Source organism: Arthrobacter sp. 'calajunan' (assembly GCF_046940185.1).
GTDB lineage: Bacteria > Actinomycetota > Actinomycetes > Actinomycetales > Micrococcaceae > Glutamicibacter > Glutamicibacter soli.
The window spans coordinates 195,936-214,180 of sequence record NZ_JBKZDY010000007.1; the positions used below are offsets into that span (position 1 = coordinate 195,936).

Consider the following 18,245-nt stretch of genomic DNA (forward strand, 5'->3'; position numbering starts at 1 on the left):
GCGAATAAATTCTCCGTGGGATGGATCGAAGCAGGTGAGAAAGCGGTGGCAGATGCGCAGCCGTACGTGCCGGAAGGCGCCAGCCAGGGGCCCGTGCAAGCGGTCTCCGCGATGGGCTTTCCTTCCCCCGCCCGCGACTATTTCGACGGCGGATTCGACCTGAACCGCCTGCTGGTCAAGGACCGGGTATCCACCTTCATCATGCGCGTGGGCGGAGGATCCATGCAGTCCGCCGGAATCTACGACGGCGACGAGATCATCGTGGACCGCTCGATGCCGGTACGCCACAACTCCGTGGTGGTCCTGACGCTCAACGGCCAGCTGCTGGTGCGCCGCTGGCAGATCGACGGACAGCGGGTCGGGCTGCTGTGCGACGAGTCCACGCTGCCGGTGGTGCTCGCCGAGGGGGACGACGTGAGCGTCTTCGGAGTGGTCACGAGGTGCCTGCACCATGTCCGGTGACCACGTCGCGCTCGTCGACGTCAACAACTTCTACGTCTCCTGCGAGCGTGTTTTCGACCGCTCGCTGATGAACCGGCCGGTTGTGGTGCTCTCCAATAACGACGGCTGCGTGGTGGCCCGCTCCCAGGAGGCCAAGGACCTGGGCATCGGGACCGGCGAGCCGTTCTTCAAGGTGCAGCGCTACATGCAAACCCACAACCTCGCCGTGCGCTCAAGCAACTACGAACTCTACGGCGACATCTCGGCGCGGGTCATGGAACTGCTCGGCCGCTTCGGCACCTGGCATGAGGTGTACTCCATCGACGAATCATTCGTCGGACTGGAGGGCGGCCTGGAACAGGTGCGTACCACGGCCGCGCAGATCCGTTCGTCCATCGACCGCCTGATCGGGGTCCCGGTGTGTGTCGGGGTGTCCTCGACCAAGACGCTGGCCAAGTTCGCCAACCACGTCGCCAAGCACAATGCGAACCTCGGCGGGGTGTGCGTGCAGGACCTCATGGACCCGGACGTGCTCGCACGGATCAAGTCGCTGGTGCCAGCCACGGATGTCTGGGGCGTCGGGCGCAAGACCGGCGCCAAGCTGGCCGGCATGGGCATCGAATCCATTGCGGACCTCGAAGCAGCCGATCCGATGCTGATCCGGCGAAAATTCTCGGTGGTCCTGCAACGCACGGTGTTCGAGCTCAACGGGCAACGATGCATCGGCCCGGTCGAGGAGCGCAGCGACAAGGGGCAGGTCATGTTCACCCGATCCTTCTCCTCCCCGGTGCGCACCCGCGAAGCCATGGAAGAAGTCATGTCCATCTACGCGCAGAAGGCCGCCGCGCGCCTGGCCAAGGAAGGCCGCTATGCGTCGCTGCTGACGGTGATGGCCGGGACCAGCCGCTTCGCCCAGGGGGAGGCCTCCTTCCCCAGCACCCAGGTGCGGTTACCCAAGCCCACCCGCGACCCGATCCTGCTGACGCGTCTGGCCGTGGCCGCCATGAACGGGCTGATGCACACCGGCGTGGACTATGTGCGCGGCGGAGTCATCCTCTCCGGGCTAAGCGACTCCCCGGGCGAAGCGCAGCTGGACCTCTTCGGCCAGGGCGGGAATGATCCGGAGCACGAACCGGTGAACGTCTCGGGCGTGGTGCAGGACATCTCGGCGCGATTCGGGGCCAAGGCCATTGGCCTTGGACGCGCGGGGATCGCGCAGGCTCCGGCATGGTCGATGAAGCGCGAGCACATCTCCCAGCGCTACACCACCGAGTGGGACGAGCTGCCCCTGGTGAAGGCCTGAGATTCCCGGCCCGCCAAACCAAGTTTCCTCGCAGGATCGAATGGAAGAATGTTCCCATGACACCTCGTACGCGCCGGCTTGTTTCGCTGGGTATGCTTTCCGTCCTGGTGCTGGGCGGCTGCAGCGCCGCCCAGCCCGGCAACCAAAACCCCACCCCCAGCGCGTCCGCAACGTCTGCACCGGGGGTGGGCAGCTCAGCGTCCGCAAGCCCGCAGCCGTCCTCCACTCCGACCGAAGGCCCGGAGCAGAGCTCAGCGCCATCCAGCCAGGGCACCGAGTCCTCGACGCCCGGTGGCGGATCCGGCGTGCGGGAGCAGGCCGAGGCGCTGGTTGATGAGATGACTCTGGATGACCAGGCGGCCAGCCTGGTGATGGCCGGTGTTCCAGCCACCGGCGCCGGCGCAGCGCAGATCGCCGCGCTGGAGGAGCAGGGTATCTCGAATGTCTTCCTGCGCGGACGCTCGCAGCTCTCGGTCTCCCAAACTGCGGCGCAGGTCCGCAAAATCACCGGCGCCCTGGACCGGAATGTCCCGGGCAAGCTGCCGGTATGGGTGGCCACCGACCAGGAAGGCGGCTTCGTCCGGGTCCTGCAGGGCCCCGGGTTCACCGAACTGCCCACTGCGTTGACACAGGGTGCCTGGTCCCAGGCCACGCTGAAATCAAGGATGTCCGCCGTTGGCGGCGAACTGGCCGAGGCAGGCATCAACGTGAACCTGGCGCCAGTGGCCGATGTGGTTCCTTCCAGCATCGGCACGGCCAACGACCCGATCGGCTACTTCGGCCGCGAGTATGCGAACAACGCCGCGGATGCCGCCGCGGACGTGCTGACGATCAACCAGGCGCTGGCGCCCGAAGGTGTCCAGCCGGTGGTCAAGCACTTCCCGGGGCTGGGGCGAGTCACCGCGAATACCGACACCTCAAGCTCCGTCACTGACACATCGGTCGGCACCGGGTCCCAGGATCTTGAGCCCTTCAAGGAAGCGATCGCACAGGACCTGTCCTGGGTGATGGTTTCCAACGCCCGCTACACTCAGATCGACGGGAAGAACGACGCGCCATTTTCGTCCAAGGTGATCACCGGGTTGCTGCGCGACAAGCTGGGATACGACGGACTGGTCATCTCCGATGACCTGTGCGAGGCGAAACAGGTGTCGAGCGTTTCGGTGGGGCAGCGTGCGGTGAAATTCGTTGCGGCCGGCGGCACCGTGCCGCTGTGCGTGAATACTTCGGACGCCGTCACGATGGCCGCGGCACTGGCTCGTGAAGCCAAATCGGACAAGCAATTCGCTGCTCAGGTCCGCGAGGCGGCGGTGATGGTGCTGGAGGAGAAGCTGGAAGGAAAATAGCCAGACTGCACCTCGGGGGAATCGTTTTTAACAGGCGGCGGCCCGGACGACTTCTTACTCGCGAAGAAGCCGTCCGGGCCGGTCTATTGCTGGGACGCTGGCTGGGAGCCTGCGGTCCTAGCGGATTTTGAGCACCTGGGCACGTTCGCCCGACTCATTGTGCAGGTGCAGCAGCAGCGCCTTGGCATCCTTGGCGTTGCGGGCAACCGAGACTGGCAGGCGGGTGTCGTCCAGGTCGGTGAACAAGGTTCCGGTTGCGCCGAAGTCGACCTTCGGAGCGGTCACATTGAACTTGACCCATCCGGTCTCGTCAATCGGAACCATCGAACCCTCCTCGTTGGTGTTGTACCAGGAGTAGCTCGCCACGCGGTAGGAGATGTCCGACGACTTCTCGGTCAGGCCCAGAGCAGCCAGCGACACCGGGAGGATTGCCGTGTTGGTGTCGAAGCTGTTGGTGTCCACATCGCCCAGTACGCCGTTGACCGGCTGCAGGTCGACCTGCTGGAGGGTCTTCAAATCGAAGGTTGCCACCAGATCGAGATCGATCTCGTCGATCGCGGTGGTGAAGCTGACAAAGTCGGCCTCGCCATCGTTGTTGGTGTCGATCTCGACATCAAGCTCGGTTCCGCCGGCCAGGTGAGCCCAGTTGGCGTAGGTCGAAATACCGACATTCAGCAGACCGTCGGCGACACCGGTGCGCGGAGCTGTGGTCGAGGCACCGACGTGCTGCAGGTCCATCGACCGTGCGCCTGGAATGGCGTCCAGCGAGGACGGGCCGCGCTTGCTGCTAGCGCCCAGTTCAAAGGCTCCCATCAGGGAGAAGACTTGGCTTGGGCCCTGGCCCGCGATGACGTCATCACCCTTGAGCGAAAGTTCCAGAGCCGAATCGTGCTTGCCGTTCTTGACCTTCTTGACCTTGGCCGACATGTCGGCGACTAGCTTCGGAGCAGCCTGGACAGGCACGCGCAGGGTTGGCGCGGACTTGCTGGTCAGCTCTACGCGTCCGGTGGCGTCTGCCAGCCACGCGCGGTCGAGGCCCGACTGCTGGGCGTCCATGGTTGGATCCATGGTCTTGGCCCAACGCTTCGGATCAACCTGCAAGGTGACCTTGACCTTGGTGCTCTTGCCCGGGGCGACAGTCACCGAACGGCGGTCGAGGCTGTAGGTGGCACCCGGAATCTCGGTGGCAGGTACATACTTCACCGCGTAGGTCTGGGTCTTCTTGCTGGTGTTCTTCACCGTGATGTCGCGGCTGGCCTTGTACTTCTTCTTGCCCTCAAGCTCGACAACTCCGAAGACAACGCTGGTCAGATCCGAGTCCTTGGACGCGTAGGCGTAGGCCGGAGTGGAGATGGCCTTGTCTGCCATGACGCGGCCGGCGCCCACGCGGTTCGGACCGTAGACGTCGCCGTCGGCATCCTTGATGTCGGTGGCGGCGGTGTTCATCACGATGCTCTTGGCCTGGGCCGGCGTCAGATCCGTGTCCTCAAGCACCAGTGCTGCAATGCCGGCAACCAGCGGGGTGGCCATGGACGTACCGGACATGACGGCGACGCCGTTGCCGGTGCCCACGCCGACCGAACCGATCTGGGTACCCATGGCGGCGACATCCGGCTTCACGATGCCGTTGGACCCATGCACGCCTCGCGACGAGGACGAGTTCAAGGTATCGAGCACACCGGAAGGGCTGGAAGCCGCGCCGGCGAAGTCGGGGGAGAGGGTGACCTTCAGCGTTCCGGCCTCGGCGGCAGGGCGCAGCTTGGTGGAATTATCCAAGGTCAGCTGGGCGCCGGGGATGGTCGTGTTGCCGGCGATGCCGGCGTCGAAGACGTTGGCTTCGGAATCCAGCAGGACACCGGTGGCGCCTGCAGCCTCCGCGTTATTGAATCGAGCTGCGGAACCGCAGGGGAATTCGCCGTTTTCACTCCACTGCAGCCAGACCCACTTGCCCTTCAGCGAACCGGGCTCGAACGGGCTGCAACCGAAGGCGTTGGACGAGGGGGCCATAACAACTTCGCCGGTCAGCTCGGCAGGATCTGCGTTGGTGTAATTGAAGTTCGCAGAGTACTGGCCAGCCACGTCACCGGCGACATCTGCCGGGGCGTCGACGCGAATCTTGTCCATGGTGAGCTTCGAGCCGACCGAGTTTGCCACGGTGAGCGAGCTGCGGGAGTTGCCCGGCGAGCCGCCCACATCGGTGACGTCGCTGGCGTTGCCGGAGGCCACCACGGAGAGGATGCCTGCAGCCGACAGCGCATCGACGATGTCATTTTCCGGATCTTCCACTGGGGAGTGGTCCGAACCGAGGGACATGTTCACCACGTCGGCGCGGTCGGAGAAATCGCCGTCGCCGTTGGGATCAAGCACGTAGTCAAGTGCCTGGCCCACCACGTCGGATGAACCGGTGCAGCCGAAGACGCGGATGCCGATCAGCTGCGCCTCCGGGGCGGAACCGGGACCGACCTTCATGCCCATGACGTCGTCAGCCTTGAGCTTGGAGTAGTCGCCGGTGAAGGTGGTGCCGTCCGCGTTGACGCCGTACCCGGCTGCGGTGCCTGCCACGTGGGATCCGTGCCCGGCGAGTTCGCAGTCCAACGGGTTGGGATCAGGATTCGGGATCGGCTGGTAGTCGTCGGCATCCGGGTCGGCGTTGTAGTTGTCTCCGACCAGGTCCCAGCCGCCGATGAACTTCTTCGGGTCCAGCAGGCCAGAATCCGCAGCGGGAAGGCCCTTCGATGCCTGGGCTTGCTTGTAGCCCTCCAGGGTTCCGGGGCCGCCGAAGCTGGCGTGGGTGTAGTCGATGCCGGTGTCCAGCACCGCGATCTTCACCCCGTCACCGGTCTTGTCCAGTGCCGTCCACGACTCCAGCGCGCCGGTATCGATAACCGACCCGCGGTTGGATGGTTTCTTGGGAACAATGGCGCTGATCTTGGCAACATCCGTGCGCTCGGCCAGTGCCCGGAGCGCGTCTGCGTCACCGGTCAATGCCACGCCGCGCACGGCGTTGGACGTCGAGTAGATGACCTCGGAATCCGCCTGGGCGGCGAGCTCCTTGCCCTTCTGCTTGACCTCTGAGCGGATCTTCTTGACCTTGGCCGCATCCTTGGACTTGCCGGACTTCTTGACCTCCTGGAAGGCTCCGTCGCCTTCCAGCTGGACGAAGACCGAGACTTCTCCGCTGGCTTTGGCCAAGGGCTTGGAAACCTTGAGATTTGAAAGGGTATCGCTGCGGGTGACGGACAGCGAAGCTGCCTCATCCCCGTCCGCAGGTTGTGGAATATTGACTGCGCTTGCCGGACCGCCGATGGTGACCGCCAATGCCAAAGCAGTGGCTGATCCCAGCAGCAGGCGCGGCAGTGTGCCAGTGCGCCGTGTGACCATGATTCTCCTAGCCGAGCTGGACAGCGGAAATGCTCCCGAGGCCGGGCGGCCGATACGACAAAGCGGTGCGTGCCATGATGATCGTCCAGGGGCCGACGTCCGCCGAAGCATCAAGCCCCTAGTCTGGAATCATAGGTGACGCACGCCATATATCAAGGGGATATTGAACAATTATTGCGGGCCCGGCGGGCGGCCCGAATCCGCCTTTCATATTCAGTTGGCGGAAATTTCAACGGAGAATCGCCGATAGGTCAACGTGCGAGAGCCAAAATTTTTAGATTATTCCGTTCCGGGGCACGCGGCCTGTGACGGAAAGTGCATCGGCAGGGGAGGCGATGCCGGCGGAACAAGGCATGTTTCCCTGCTCCGCCGGAGGCTAGCTAGACGCGTTGGATGAAGCTGTCCACGCGCTCATCGAGCTGGATGATGCGCTGCGCAACGACCGCCATGGGATCGGGATTGATGGGGTCCTTCGGCGGAGCGATGCGTACGTTGGCGGAGCATTCGAAACGGGTGCAGAGCAGGGTGCCCAACGTGTCCCCGTCGCGGCCGGCCTGGCCGGAGCGGCGGGTGGTGAACATTCCCACCGCGCACGGCAAGGTGACGTCGCGACACATCTCGCACATGGCGGCGCTGCCACCCTTGCGCGCGCCGTCGGTGGCGCGCAGCAGCAGGCCGCGGGTTTCCCCTGCGGTATTCGTATAGATCATGTAGCCGCGCTGCGGCATCTTGGGATCGCGCCATCCGAGGTATTCCAGCGACTCCCAGTCGAGGCTGTTGAAGTTTTCCGGCAGGGTGAGTTTTTTGGCTTCCTGGCGGCTGGCGTTGATGAAGCTGGCGCGGATGGTTTTTTCGGTCAATGGCTGCATGGTAATTCCTTGGAGGTTCCGTCCGGTGCCCGGCGGGAATGCCGGACGGCGCGCCAAAGGCGCTGAATAGTGGGAAGGATCGGGTCCCGTTTAAGGCGCGGAAACGATGCAGGGCAGCAAGGCATTGGCCGTCAACGCTGGAGTTGAAGCCGTGCTATTTGCCAGTTGCCCCGTCCGCCGCAGGGACGAACGGGCAGAGCGTCAAAGTGGCGTGCATCGCCGACCGCCCTTTCCCGTGCCCAGGCACGCAACAAATTGAGATACTTCAACCACTTTAGCAAGCCAGCCCGCTTGCCCCCAAGAACTTCTGGTCAGGTGGCTAAATACAGACGCCGAGGAGAACGGTGGTTTTCCTCGGCGTCGGCGGTTCCGCGTGCGGGGCGGACTAGCGGCGGCCGCCCTGCCACAGGGCGTCGAATGGAGTCTTGCCGGCGACGCGGTTGCGGATGCCTTCGGTGACGAATGCCTTCGCGGTGCGTGCAGCCTCAAGCGGGGTCGCGCCCTTGGCCAGTTCGGAGGTCACTGCGGCGGCCAGGGAGCAGCCGGCGCCGGAAACGGCGACTTCGCCGATCTTCTTCTCGCGCAGGATTTCGAGGGTCTCGCCGTCGTAGAACACGTCCACGGCGTCGTCGCCCGCGATGCGGACTCCGCCCTTGGCGAGCACCGCTGCGCCGGAGATTTCATGGATCTTCTTGGCCGCGGCCACCAGATCCTCTTCCGAGGTGATGGTCAGCCCCGAGAGCTGTTCGGCCTCGAAGTGGTTCGGGGTGACGAAGGTGGCCAGCGGCAGCAGGTTGGCCTTCAGCGCCTCGTCGGTGTCCAGGGCATGGCCTGGCTCCTGGCCCTTGCAGATCAGGACCGGATCCAGCAGGATATTGTCCCACTCCTGGGACTTCAGTGCGGTGGCGACGGTGTTGATCGTGGCAGGCGAACCCATCATGCCCAGCTTCACGGTGCCGAGCTTGCCTTCGTAGCAGGTCTGGATGGCTTCGAGCTGGTCGGCGATGACCTGCTGATCCACTGGCACGAAGCGGTGGTTCCAGGAATCCTTGGGGTCGAAGGACACGATGCAAGTCAGCGCGACGATGCCGTAGGTTCCCAGTTCCTGGAAGGTCTTCAGGTCGGCCTGGGCACCGGCGCCGCCGGTGGCCTCGGAGCCTGCGATGGTCAGGGTGAGCGCAGGGCTGCTTCCGGTGTTTGTATTAGTCATAGTCCCATGAATGGTTGTGCGTACTGGTGGTTACTTTTAGCCCTGTTGCCAGAAGCTGAGGTCGGTGGCCTTGGACCAGCCTTCGGCCAACGTTCCCGCATTTTCGCTGGACGCGACCAATAACAGCCATGGTATACCGTGCCCATAGGCAGCTCCGGCAAAGTTCGCGAGAATCGCCCGGCGGGCGGTATCGGGGTCGCTGGGCGCATGCAGGTCGGGATCCGACAGCAGGCCGAAGTTGGAACCGTAGTGCATTCGGCCGCGGGCAACCGGGCGATCGAAGTCCGTGACCTCGACGACGTCGTAGTCGTTCATGGGGGCTTCGAACAATGCCGAGGTGTCGGGAAGTTTCACGACCTGTTCGACGTCCTCCGGCTTGCCTGCCAGCAGCGACATCTTCGCGGTTTCCTTCCAGCCTGCATCCTGCAGGCCTGCCGCGGTCTGTTCGTCGACAGGTCCGAGGAAGATAAGTCGCTGGGCATCGGCCGGAGCGGTCCAGGAGGCATCCGGCCAGTATCCGAGGACCTCGACATCTTCGCCGTCATGGTTAACCGAACGAATCTCGCCGGGAGTGGGAAACGAAGCGATGCGGTCCCGCAGGAGCGCGTACGCCTCGGTCCAGGCTGGCAATTCACGTCGTGTTCCGCTCATGTTGTATCGCACTCCTTCGAAGCCAGTGTCACCGGTTGTCACTTCCGACTTTACGCCCAAAACATGGCACCGCCAGAATGCGAACCGTGAACGTCCTGTGCGAGGCGTGGAGCTCCGCTGTCGCTTGCCGCGCAGGGGCCCGAATCAAGAAGCTTTGGAAACCTTCGGATCCGATGCTTGGCCTTCCTCTTGATCCCGAATCGAGTTTCCCGAATCCATGAGGGACAGGACATCTTCGAACAAAGAGCGCACCACCGGCAGCCTGCAGAGCACCGCGAACTTTGCGACCACGGGCGCGGCGTTGTTCATGAGCAGCATCGAGCGTCGCTGGTTGGCTGACTGGTCGTAGGCCCAGGCGGAGAACAGCTGCCGCGACAGGAGCCAGAGGAATTTCGGCAGATCCCTACGGATGCCCAATGGGGGCAGCGGCCGTGCGCCGGAAACGGCTTTTTCCCAGAGGGAGAATTCCACCGCGGAAAGTTCGTTGTCCATCAGATCCTGGGACAGCAGAACCTTCAGGAATGCGGGCCCGAACTCATGGTAGGGCTGCATGACATCCAGGCCCGAGGTGAAAACTGAACGGATGTTGCTTTCGAGTGTGTTTCCTTCATTGAGTGCGGCGTGGCATTGATCGAATTGCTCGGTGCGCAGATTCAGCAACAGCCGGGCGACGATGTCCTCCTTGGAGGAGAAGTAGTAGTAGGCGTGGGAAAGCGAGACCCCGGCGCGCGCGGCAATGACACGCATGCTGGAGGCTTTATACCCTTCGGCGGCAAAGCAGTCCAGCGCCGTGTGCAGGAGTTTGGCTTGGGTTTCCTGCCCTTTGAGCGTGCGCGGCTGAATGGTCATGTGGACGATTCTACCGAGTTTTTGAACGCGTTCAAAAACATGTCGAGTTCATGCGGAAGTAGGGGAGGCTCGTCACCAGGCTTCTTCGTACCTCGATTTCATGTTCCAAAGAAGTTCAAGTGAGATGTCTCTTTTGCAACTCTTGAATACGCGAATCATTGTTACTATGAAGTAGGTCACTCGGCGGGGCGTGCTGGTGCATGGGATACTTGCTGGGTAAGTGCTAATACAGCGGGACAGCATGCTGAACGCCCTGCGCATCTCGAACCACGTACCGTGGCGAGGCGGCATCGGCCAAGGGCGGTCCTGGCGAACCACTTTGACAAGGAAAATAATCATGGGCGAATCCAACGCCAAAACCACTCTGCCCCCATCTTCAAAGGCGGTTTTCGCCGCTGCGGGGTCCCCGTACTTCTCCACCGTTCTGACCCTGATGGGAGCGGTGGTCATCCTCTCGAACATCGGCGCTTCCAAGGGCGTCACCCTAGGCCCGCTGGTGACCGATGGCGGGTTCTTCCTGTTTCCACTGGCCTATATCCTCGGCGACGTCATTTCCGAGGTCTACGGGCTGAAGGCGGCGCGGCGGTCGATCATCACCACCTTCGTGCTCGCATTCTTCGCGGTGGCCTGCTTCTGGATCATGATCCAGCTGCCAGCCGCCGACTTCTACGACGGCCAAGAAGCCCTTGAGCGTACGCTCGGACCGATCTGGCAGATCGTTGCCGCCTCGGCCGCCGGTTTTCTGGTGGGCCAGCTGGCCAACTCGTGGGTGCTGGTCAAGCTCAAGGAACGCACGGGCGAACGCGGACTGGTCGCGCGCCTGATCGGTTCCAGCGGCGTCGGCGAGCTGCTGGACACCATCATCTTCTGCGCCATCGCAGCTCCGGTCATCGGCATTGCCGACGCCCCGACGTTCATCAACTACGTGGTGGTCGGTTTCCTCTACAAGACCGCCGTGGAGATTATTTTCGTCCCCGTCACCTCGTTGGTGATCCGCTGGTTCAAGAAGCGCGAGCCGGGATACGGGCGGCTGGCGGCCGGACAGGAGTAATCCTCCAAGTCATCATTTCGAGCGACTCCCTGCCGTGCTCGCGCTCGATACGCTGGGCAGATGGCGACAGAATCAGAGACCCGGACGCATCTGGAAGCCCGCGGGCTGGTCATCGGCTATCCGGAGCGCACAATCTGCGGCCCCCTGAACCTGAAGATCGGCACCGGCGACGGGCTGGGAATCATCGGTTCCAACGGCAGCGGCAAATCCACTTTGCTGGCAACCCTGCTCGGACGCACCCCGGCCCAATCCGGTGAAACAGCGTTCCGCGGCCTGCCCCTGGACGAGGATTCGCTGGACTTCCGCCGGAACGTTGCCGTGCAGGTCAGCGACGGCGCGTTCTTCGAAGAACTGAGTGTCGCCGAGCACCTGGAAATGGTGGCACGGGGGCATTCGGTGCCCGGCTGGGAAAAGAAAGTCCAGAACGAGCTGGAGTTCTTCGAGCTCACGACGGTCGCCGGCCACCTTCCGGGGGAACTCTCCTCGGGACAACGGCGCAAGCTGCTGCTCGCCGCGACGCTGATCCGCCCGGCCGAGCTCCTGATCCTCGACGAGCCCGAACAGCGCCTGGACCTGAGGATCCGCCAGCAGTTCTACGAGCGGCTGGCCGGGCTGCGCCGCGAAGCGGTCAGCATCTTGGCGGTGACGCACGATCCTGCCATGCTGCGGCTGTGCCTGGACCAGGCGCTCCTGCTGGACGGCGACACCGGGGAATACCTGGAGTCCGAGCGCGGAGCGCAGTGGCTTGAACGCTAGTCCAGGCATGCCATCGGCCACCAGTTACGATCCGCGCGAGATCCTTCGACGTGTGCGTTCGGCGCGCAGTTTTTCCGAACGCTTCGACTCGTTCTCCGACATCTACGTCTGGGTGCTCGCCGCCATCGTGGCCCTGACCTATCTGGCCAGCGCCCTCTATGGAACGATCTTCGTGCTGCTGGGCGAAGGCGTGCCGCACCTGGAGCTGGCCAGCGCGCGCTGGAGCCTTGATGCGGTGGTGCTGTTCCTGCTGCCGGTGCTGCTGTTGTTGGTCTTCCGGCTCATGCTTTATCTCGGTCCCAACGCTGTGGGACCCCAGCAGGCCGACTGGTGGTTGCCCCTGCCGGCGGACCGCCGGGTGCTGCTGCTCCCGGCTTGGCGCCGTGCACTGGGGCTGGGCGCCGCTGCCGGCATTTTCCTCGGGCTGCTGTGGGTGCTGGCGCTCTTCGCGCTGACGGGTACCTCGTCCCCGCCGCTGCTGTTATGGGCAGTGGGCTTTTTCGCGCTGGCCGGGCTCGGCTCGGCGGCAGCGGCCGGAGTGCTTCAAGGCGCCGGACGCCAGCAGGCCGCGCGGCGGTTCTGCTCCGCAGGGCTGCGGGTGCTCGCGGCCAGTTATGTGCTGCTGTGGGCGTTGCAGCTGTTCGGGATGGGCGCAGCCGACGCCGGGCAGGTGGCCTGGCAGCAGTCGCTGCTGGAGGTCGGGCTCTGGATGATTTTGTGCAGCGGCGCCCTGGCCGCCGCCGTGCCATGCATTTTCTGGTCATCGCGGCGGCTTGCCGGAACCCCCGGGGCGGCGCTGCGCGAGGGCGGGCTGCGCCAACAGCAGCTTGCCGGAGCGATCATGCAGGCCGATGCGCGCGGCGTGCAACTGGATGCTGGCCGCAGGCGGAACCGCGGCAGTGGCCGGCTTGCCCGCGGGCTGCCGGTGGCCCTAGCGGTTATCGTCCTGCGCTGCGTGCGCGGAGGCTACTGGAAGCCGGCGCTGGGGTTCAGCGCGGCGATCCTGGTGCTGCTGCTCAGTGTCCGCGCTGCGGCCAATCCGCTGGCACTGGCCGGGGCTCTGGCAATCCTGTTGGTGGTCCTGGGCACGAGCCTGGCCGAGGTGCTCCGGCCCACCGCCACCCAGCCGGAGCTCGGGCTAATGCTCGGGGTGGCCCGCAGCCAGATGGAGCGCGCAATGACCGTGGTCGCTGTGGGACTGTCGTTGGCGGTCCTGGGCTTCTGGAGTCTCGGGCTGTGGGGTATCGGAGCGCTGGCGGAGGCGACCTGGTGGGCTTGGGCCGCGGCCGTGCTGTTCGCCGCGCTGGGCCTGGCCTCGGCAGGCTTGGCGCACGCGCGGCGTGCGGAGCGCGACTGGGAAGAAATCTTCGCCGGAGCCGCGAATGAGATGTCCCTCGTGGCGGTGCTCATCCCGCAGGTCTGGACCCTGTTGCGCGCAGCCGCCTCGGGAGCTGCGCTGTATGTCCTGATCCTCGCCCCGGCGGCCGCCGTCTCGTGGGGGATCTGGGCGGTGTGCCTGCTCAGCGCCGCCCCGTCGCTTAAAAAGATCGCCGGGTGACGAACCCCGAATCCTGCGGAGGTTCGCCGCCCGGCGGGTGGTGCGCGGCTCCTACTTGGCAGGCTGCGCTACCGGCTGGCCCTGCGGATCCGGTGCGCCGGCGTAGTAGCTGGCCAGCACCCGCTCCTTGAGCTGGAAGAACGTTCCGTCCTCGATCGCCTGGCGGGCTGACTCGACCAGGCTCACGGTGAAGTGCTCGTTGTGGATCGAGATCAGCGTGTGGCTGAGCAGCTCCTTGGCCTTGTACAGGTGGTGGATGTAGGCGCGGGAGAAATTCTGGCAGGCGTAGCATTCGCAGCCGTCCACCAGCGGGGTGAAATCGCGCTTGTACCGTGCTCCGGAGAGGTTGAAGCGGCCCCACGGGGTGTAGAACGCGGAGTTGCGCGCGACGCGGGTCGGGGAGACGCAGTCGAAGGTGTCAGCGCCGTTCTCGATCGCGGTGAAGATGTCGTCCGGCTCGGAAATGCCCAGCAGGTGCCGCGGCTTGTCCTCGGGCAGCTCCTCGGCGCACCAGCCGACGATGGTTCCCAGGTTCTCCTTCTCCAGCGCGCCGCCGATGCCGAAGCCGTCGAATGCCATGGCGCCGAGATCCCGGCAGGCCTTGCGGCGCAGGTCTTCGTACTGCGCGCCCTGGATGACCCCGAACAGCGCCTGGTAGTCCTTGCCCTCGCGGGAATCGGTCAGCGAGAAGTGCTCGGCAATGCAGCGCTCGGCCCAGCGGCGGGTGCGCTCCAGCGACTCGACCTGGTAGCCGCGCGAATTCTGCAGCGTGGTCAGCTCGTCGAAGGCGAACATGATGTCCGCGCCGATCTGGTGCTGCACGCCCATGGAGATCTCGGGGGAGAAGCGGTGGCGGTTTCCGTCCAGGTGGGACTTGAACCAGACGCCGTCCTCGTCCACGTTGGCCAGGCGTTCCTTGCCCGGGGCGACCGCGTCGTCCGGGCCTGACTGGTCCACGGACTTCATGTCGATGACCTTCTTGAAACCCGAGCCCAGGCTCATCACTTGGAATCCGCCGGAGTCGGTGAAGGTCGGGCCGTCCCAGCCCATGAACTTGCCCAGACCGCCGGCCTCGTCCAGGATGTCGGCGCCCGGCTGCAGGTACAGGTGGTAGGCGTTGGACAGCACCGCCTGGGCGCCGAGCTGCTTGACGTGCTCGGGGGTCAGCGCCTTGACTGTCGCCTTGGTGCCGACGGCGATGAACGCAGGGGTCTTCACTTCGCCATGCGGCGTGCGGATCACGCCGGTGCGTCCGAGCATCGGGGTTCCGTCCTCGGCAGTCAGTCGGGTCCCGACTTCAAAGCCGAATTCTTGCTGGCGCGGGTGGGGGGCACTGGGATCAAAGTTCATATCGGGCACGTACCAAGTTTGCCGTATTAAAGAGCCGGTGAGTAAAACGACAGTGTGATCCGGCCCCGAAACCTAGGCTTTCACATGGGAAAGAGCGAATAATGGAGGCTGTCTTGTTGTGTGCAACGCGACGGAAGGAAGCTGTGGGTCTAGAGCAATTGAAAGAATCCGCGAAGTCATTGATCACGCTGGGCCCTGCCCGCAAGGACCACTGGATCGGCCTGCGTACCGCCGTCGGCGTTTTCGCCCCGCTGATCTTCCTGATGGCCATCGACCGCCTGGACCTGGTGGTGTTCGCGGTCTTCGGCGCCTTCGTCGGCGTCTACGGCCGGGTGGACGGCTACTGGAACCGCCTGCGCATGCAGGTGCGTTCAAGCGCGCTGCTGTTCGGCGTCATCGCCGCGGCGCTGGCCGCTTCCCACCTGTGGATCGCCCACGACCAGCCGGAGCTCAAGGCATGGCAAATCGTCGGCGCCACGACGCTGGTTGCGGGGCTCTGCTCGGTGCTCGCTGGATTCCTGCGGCTGCGTCCGGCCGGTTCGCTGTTCCACATCTTCGCGTTTGCCGCGATTGCCTCCATTTCCAACCCGGTCCCGGCCTGGCAGGGACTGCTGGTGGCGGTGCTGACCATGATGCTGGCGCTGGTGATCGGCGCGGCCGGAGCATTAGGCCAGTGGTCGAGCCTGTGGCAGCGCACGCCGCTGCCACCGCTGTCGGACAACGTCCGCTCCGCGATCTGGTGGGAAGGGCTGTTCTACATCCTGACCGCCGGCATCGCCGGAGCCCTGGCCAACATCGTGGGAAGTCGGCTGGAAGCCGGCCACAACTACTGGGCCATGGTGGCCGCGGTGGTGCCGCTGGTCGGGCACACCACCAAGCTCAGGATGCGCCGCGGCATCCACCGCGTGCTGGGAACCCTGGTCGGGCTGGTGCTCATGGCGCTGCTGATCGTGCTGAATCCGCCGTTGTGGCTGCTGCTGACGCTGATCGGATTCTTCCAGTTCATGGCCGAGATGCTGGTCATGCGCAACTACTTCATGGCGCAGATCTTCGTCACCCCGCTGGCGCTGGTGGGCGTCTCCGTGATGTCGGGACTGTCCACGGCGCTGCTCTACGACCGCATGGTGGAAACCGTGATCGGTTCCGTGGTCGGCATCCTCGGGGTGCTCCTGGGGAGCTGGTTTGGCGGGATCAAGCGGCGCCAGGCCGGCATCGACCCGCCAAACCCGGGCAAGCAGTTCTAGATATTCACTCCGACGTGGGCTAATGCCTGACGGAGAATATTTTCGCGGCCTCCGGCGAACTCGCCCTGGATGTCGCTGCTCAGCGCTTCGGCAGGGGTGAGCCAGGTCAGTTCCAGCGCGTCCTGGCGTGGCGAGGACTCGCCGCGCACCGGCACGATATAGCACATGGAGACCGCATGTTGGCGGTCGTCGGTCAGCCCGGTTTCGCTGGGCGCCGGGAAGTACTCGGCCACGGTGAACGGCACCGGGGACGCCGGGAGCTGCGGCAGCACCATGGTGCCCAGATCCTTCTCGATGTGCCGGATCAATGCGGCACGGATCGTTTCGCGGTACATGACGCGTCCGGAGACGAAGGTGCGCGACATGCGCCCGTCGTTGTCCGCGGTCAGCAGCAGGCCGACCTCGTTGACGTAGCCCAGCGGGTCCAGGCGCACCGGTATGGCCTCGACGTACAGCATGGGGAGGCGCTGGCGGGCCTCGTAGAGATCTTCCTCAGAGAGCCATCCAGGGTAGGGATCAGGCGTGCGCACGTTCATGGTTCCATCTTGGTACACAAACACCTCTTAGGCCATGAATCTGTATCCGTGTTGCGCAACTCACCAATCTGTTGCGCCCGCGCCCTAGTATCGCGCCGAGGCGCTCTGTAGAATTGATTGGGCTATCCCAATCAGAATGCATCTGACCCTGGATCGGCCGACCATTCCCGCACTTCTCTTGGAAGCAGACCTGTTGTGTCACACGCTCCGGACCGCTTGAGCAAACAAAATTTCACGACGATTGCCGTGCTGATCGTCTCCAGCTTCGTTGTCATCCTCAATGAAACCATCATGAACGTGGCACTGCCCGTGCTGATGGAGGAATTCAACGTCACCGCCGACGCCATCCAGTGGCTCGCCACGATCTTCATGCTGACCATGGCGGTGGTCATCCCGACCACCGGATTCCTGCTGCAGCGGCTGAGCACCCGCAAGGTCTTCGTGCTGGCCATCGGCCTGTTCACCCTGGGCACCGTGCTGGCCGCGGTCTCCCCGGGCTTCTCAGTGCTGCTGGTCGCCCGCGTCATCCAGGCCTGCGGCACCGCGATCATGATGCCGTTGCTGATGACCACGATCCTCGACCTGGTGCCGCCGGCACGCCGCGGGGTGCTGATGGGCAACGTGTCGATCGTGATCTCGGTGGCCCCTGCCATCGGCCCGACCCTGTCCGGCATCATCCTGCAGTACCTGTCCTGGCGGTTCATGTTCATCGTGATCATCCCGATCGCCGTGGCGGCGCTGCTGATCGGCACCCCGCGCCTGTCCAACGAACCGGGCGACAACTCCGCGCCGCTGTCCATCCCGTCGCTGATCCTGGCCGTGCCGGGCTTCGGCGGCCTGGTCTACGGCCTGAGCGGCCTGTCGGCCGGCGTGACCCCGCTGGGCCTCGGGATCCTGGCGGTCTCGGTGCTGTGCCTGACCGCCTTTGTGCTGCTGCAGGTCAAGCTGCAGCACGGGGACAAGGCCCTGCTGGACCTGCGCTCGCTGACCTACCGCGACTTCACGCTGTCGCTGGCGCTGATGATGTGCGCGATGATTTCCCTGTTCGGCGTGATCATCCTGCTGCCGCTGTTCTTCACGACGGTGCTGGGCATCGAGACGCTGACCACCGGCCTGATCATGCTGCCCGGCGGCCTGCTCATGGGCCTGCTGGCCCCGCTGGTCGGCAAGCTCTACGACAAGGTCGGCGCCCGCCCGCTGATCGTTCCGGGCTCCATCATCCTGCTGGCGTCGCTGTTCGGCTACGCGCTGATCCTGAACGCCGCCACCCCGATCTGGCTGCTGGTTCTGCTGCACCTGGTCATGAGCCTGGGCCTGGCCTTCATCTTCACCCCGGCGTTCACCACCGCGCTGAACCCGCTGCCGCACCACCTGCACTCGCACGGCTCGGCGCTGCTCTCCACCCTGCAGCAGCTGGCCGGCGCCATGGGCACCGCGCTGATCGTCGGCGTGGTGGCCGCGTCCACCGCCTCGAAGATCGCCGCAGGCACGGACGTCGTCACCGCGACGGTTCAGGGCTTCAAGCCCGGCTTCCTGGTGGGCGCCGCGTGCAGCATCGGCATCCTGGTCATCGGGATCCTGCTCGGCGGCAAGAAGCAGGAGACCCAGCAGCTTTCCGACCAGGCTCCGGTGGCATCCCACTAGCCAGAGCGGAATTCTCCGGCTTTGCCGCGCAGCCCGGCACCCTCGTGGTGCCGGGC

General features: G+C 64.6%; 15 protein-coding genes. 8 read left to right on the forward strand and 7 right to left on the reverse strand.

Going from position 1 to position 18,245, the window contains the following annotated elements; all coding sequences use genetic code 11:
• Positions 1-15 precede the first annotated feature (15 nt).
• From RF641_RS12790 to RF641_RS12800, 3 genes are read left to right on the forward strand one after another with little or no spacing between them, the layout of a single operon-like run.
• Complete coding sequence (locus RF641_RS12790) at positions 16-462, forward strand: LexA family protein (RefSeq protein ID WP_231736011.1); 447 nt, start codon at positions 16-18, stop codon at positions 460-462.
• Positions 452-1,744, forward strand: a complete 1,293-nt coding sequence (locus RF641_RS12795) for a Y-family DNA polymerase (RefSeq protein ID WP_047118045.1) — start codon at positions 452-454, stop codon at positions 1,742-1,744. Before RF641_RS12790 ends, RF641_RS12795 begins: the two co-directional genes overlap by 11 nt.
• 56 nt (positions 1,745-1,800) lie before the next feature.
• The gene (locus RF641_RS12800) at positions 1,801-3,090 is read left to right on the forward strand and encodes a glycoside hydrolase family 3 N-terminal domain-containing protein (protein WP_424573337.1); all 1,290 of its coding nucleotides are present in this window, start codon (positions 1,801-1,803) and stop codon (positions 3,088-3,090) included.
• A gap of 117 nt (positions 3,091-3,207) precedes the next feature.
• On the opposite strand, the gene RF641_RS12805 is transcribed toward RF641_RS12800, so the two are convergent.
• From RF641_RS12805 to RF641_RS12825, 5 genes are all read right to left on the reverse strand, one after another.
• Positions 3,208-6,471 carry a S8 family serine peptidase gene (locus RF641_RS12805; RefSeq protein WP_424573338.1) on the reverse strand — a complete coding sequence of 1,088 codons (3,264 nt, stop codon included), beginning with the start codon at positions 6,469-6,471 and terminating at the stop codon, positions 3,208-3,210.
• A gap of 380 nt (positions 6,472-6,851) precedes the next feature.
• Positions 6,852-7,340: an FBP domain-containing protein gene (locus RF641_RS12810; RefSeq protein WP_047118042.1), complete on the reverse strand. Its 489-nt coding sequence runs from the start codon at positions 7,338-7,340 to the stop codon at positions 6,852-6,854.
• A gap of 385 nt (positions 7,341-7,725) precedes the next feature.
• Positions 7,726-8,550 (reverse strand): hydroxymethylpyrimidine/phosphomethylpyrimidine kinase, encoded by an 825-nt coding sequence (locus RF641_RS12815; RefSeq protein WP_113607643.1) that lies wholly within the window; start codon positions 8,548-8,550, stop codon positions 7,726-7,728.
• A gap of 36 nt (positions 8,551-8,586) precedes the next feature.
• Positions 8,587-9,201: a hypothetical protein gene (locus tag RF641_RS12820; RefSeq protein ID WP_147407293.1), complete on the reverse strand. Its 615-nt coding sequence runs from the start codon at positions 9,199-9,201 to the stop codon at positions 8,587-8,589.
• 144 nt (positions 9,202-9,345) lie between these two features.
• The gene (locus tag RF641_RS12825; RefSeq protein WP_120991487.1) at positions 9,346-10,050 is read right to left on the reverse strand and encodes a TetR/AcrR family transcriptional regulator; all 705 of its coding nucleotides are present in this window, start codon (positions 10,048-10,050) and stop codon (positions 9,346-9,348) included.
• Positions 10,051-10,387: 337 nt separating this feature from the next.
• On the opposite strand from RF641_RS12825, the gene RF641_RS12830 reads away from it, so the two are divergent.
• From RF641_RS12830 to RF641_RS12840, 3 genes are read left to right on the forward strand one after another with little or no spacing between them, the layout of a single operon-like run.
• Entirely contained in the window at positions 10,388-11,101 is a 714-nt protein-coding gene (locus tag RF641_RS12830) for a queuosine precursor transporter (RefSeq protein WP_047118037.1), read from the forward strand.
• A 60-nt stretch (positions 11,102-11,161) separates the two neighbouring features.
• Positions 11,162-11,857, forward strand: a complete 696-nt coding sequence (locus tag RF641_RS12835; protein WP_047118036.1) for an ABC transporter ATP-binding protein — start codon at positions 11,162-11,164, stop codon at positions 11,855-11,857.
• A gap of 7 nt (positions 11,858-11,864) precedes the next feature.
• Complete coding sequence (locus RF641_RS12840; protein WP_424573339.1) at positions 11,865-13,415, forward strand: DUF6297 family protein; 1,551 nt, start codon at positions 11,865-11,867, stop codon at positions 13,413-13,415.
• Between the two features lie 51 nt (positions 13,416-13,466).
• On the opposite strand, the gene tgt is transcribed toward RF641_RS12840, so the two are convergent.
• Entirely contained in the window at positions 13,467-14,765 is a 1,299-nt protein-coding gene (gene tgt, locus RF641_RS12845) for a tRNA guanosine(34) transglycosylase Tgt (RefSeq protein WP_047118034.1), read from the reverse strand.
• Between the two features lie 143 nt (positions 14,766-14,908).
• Between tgt and RF641_RS12850 the strand changes: the two genes are divergently transcribed.
• Entirely contained in the window at positions 14,909-16,009 is a 1,101-nt protein-coding gene (locus RF641_RS12850; RefSeq protein ID WP_244910908.1) for an FUSC family protein, read from the forward strand.
• Here RF641_RS12850 and RF641_RS12855 read toward each other — a convergent pair.
• On the reverse strand, positions 16,006-16,545 hold the full coding sequence (locus tag RF641_RS12855; RefSeq protein ID WP_424573340.1) for an NUDIX hydrolase family protein: 540 nt from the start codon (positions 16,543-16,545) through the stop codon (positions 16,006-16,008). The genes RF641_RS12850 and RF641_RS12855 overlap by 4 nt on opposite strands.
• Positions 16,546-16,761: 216 nt before the next feature.
• Between RF641_RS12855 and RF641_RS12860 the strand changes: the two genes are divergently transcribed.
• Complete coding sequence (locus RF641_RS12860; RefSeq protein WP_424573341.1) at positions 16,762-18,189, forward strand: MDR family MFS transporter; 1,428 nt, start codon at positions 16,762-16,764, stop codon at positions 18,187-18,189.
• The last annotated feature ends 56 nt before the right edge of the window (positions 18,190-18,245 follow it).

What these genes read in the sequence shown, in the direction of transcription:
- RF641_RS12795 (WP_047118045.1), top strand. Translation starts at nt 452, where the DNA reads ATGTCCGGTGACCACGTCGCGCTCGTCGACGTCAACAACTTCTACGTC.
- RF641_RS12800 (WP_424573337.1), top strand. Translation starts at nt 1,801, where the DNA reads ATGACACCTCGTACGCGCCGGCTTGTTTCGCTGGGTATGCTTTCCGTC.
- RF641_RS12855 (WP_424573340.1), bottom strand. Translation starts at nt 16,545, where the DNA reads ATGAACGTGCGCACGCCTGATCCCTACCCTGGATGGCTCTCTGAGGAA.
- RF641_RS12810 (WP_047118042.1), bottom strand. Translation starts at nt 7,340, where the DNA reads ATGCAGCCATTGACCGAAAAAACCATCCGCGCCAGCTTCATCAACGCC.
- RF641_RS12820 (WP_147407293.1), bottom strand. Translation starts at nt 9,201, where the DNA reads ATGAGCGGAACACGACGTGAATTGCCAGCCTGGACCGAGGCGTACGCG.
- RF641_RS12815 (WP_113607643.1), bottom strand. Translation starts at nt 8,550, where the DNA reads ATGACTAATACAAACACCGGAAGCAGCCCTGCGCTCACCCTGACCATC.
- RF641_RS12805 (WP_424573338.1), bottom strand. Translation starts at nt 6,471, where the DNA reads ATGGTCACACGGCGCACTGGCACACTGCCGCGCCTGCTGCTGGGATCA.
- tgt (WP_047118034.1), bottom strand. Translation starts at nt 14,765, where the DNA reads ATGAACTTTGATCCCAGTGCCCCCCACCCGCGCCAGCAAGAATTCGGC.
- RF641_RS12830 (WP_047118037.1), top strand. Translation starts at nt 10,388, where the DNA reads ATGGGCGAATCCAACGCCAAAACCACTCTGCCCCCATCTTCAAAGGCG.
- RF641_RS12840 (WP_424573339.1), top strand. Translation starts at nt 11,865, where the DNA reads ATGCCATCGGCCACCAGTTACGATCCGCGCGAGATCCTTCGACGTGTG.
- RF641_RS12835 (WP_047118036.1), top strand. Translation starts at nt 11,162, where the DNA reads ATGGCGACAGAATCAGAGACCCGGACGCATCTGGAAGCCCGCGGGCTG.
- RF641_RS12825 (WP_120991487.1), bottom strand. Translation starts at nt 10,050, where the DNA reads ATGACCATTCAGCCGCGCACGCTCAAAGGGCAGGAAACCCAAGCCAAA.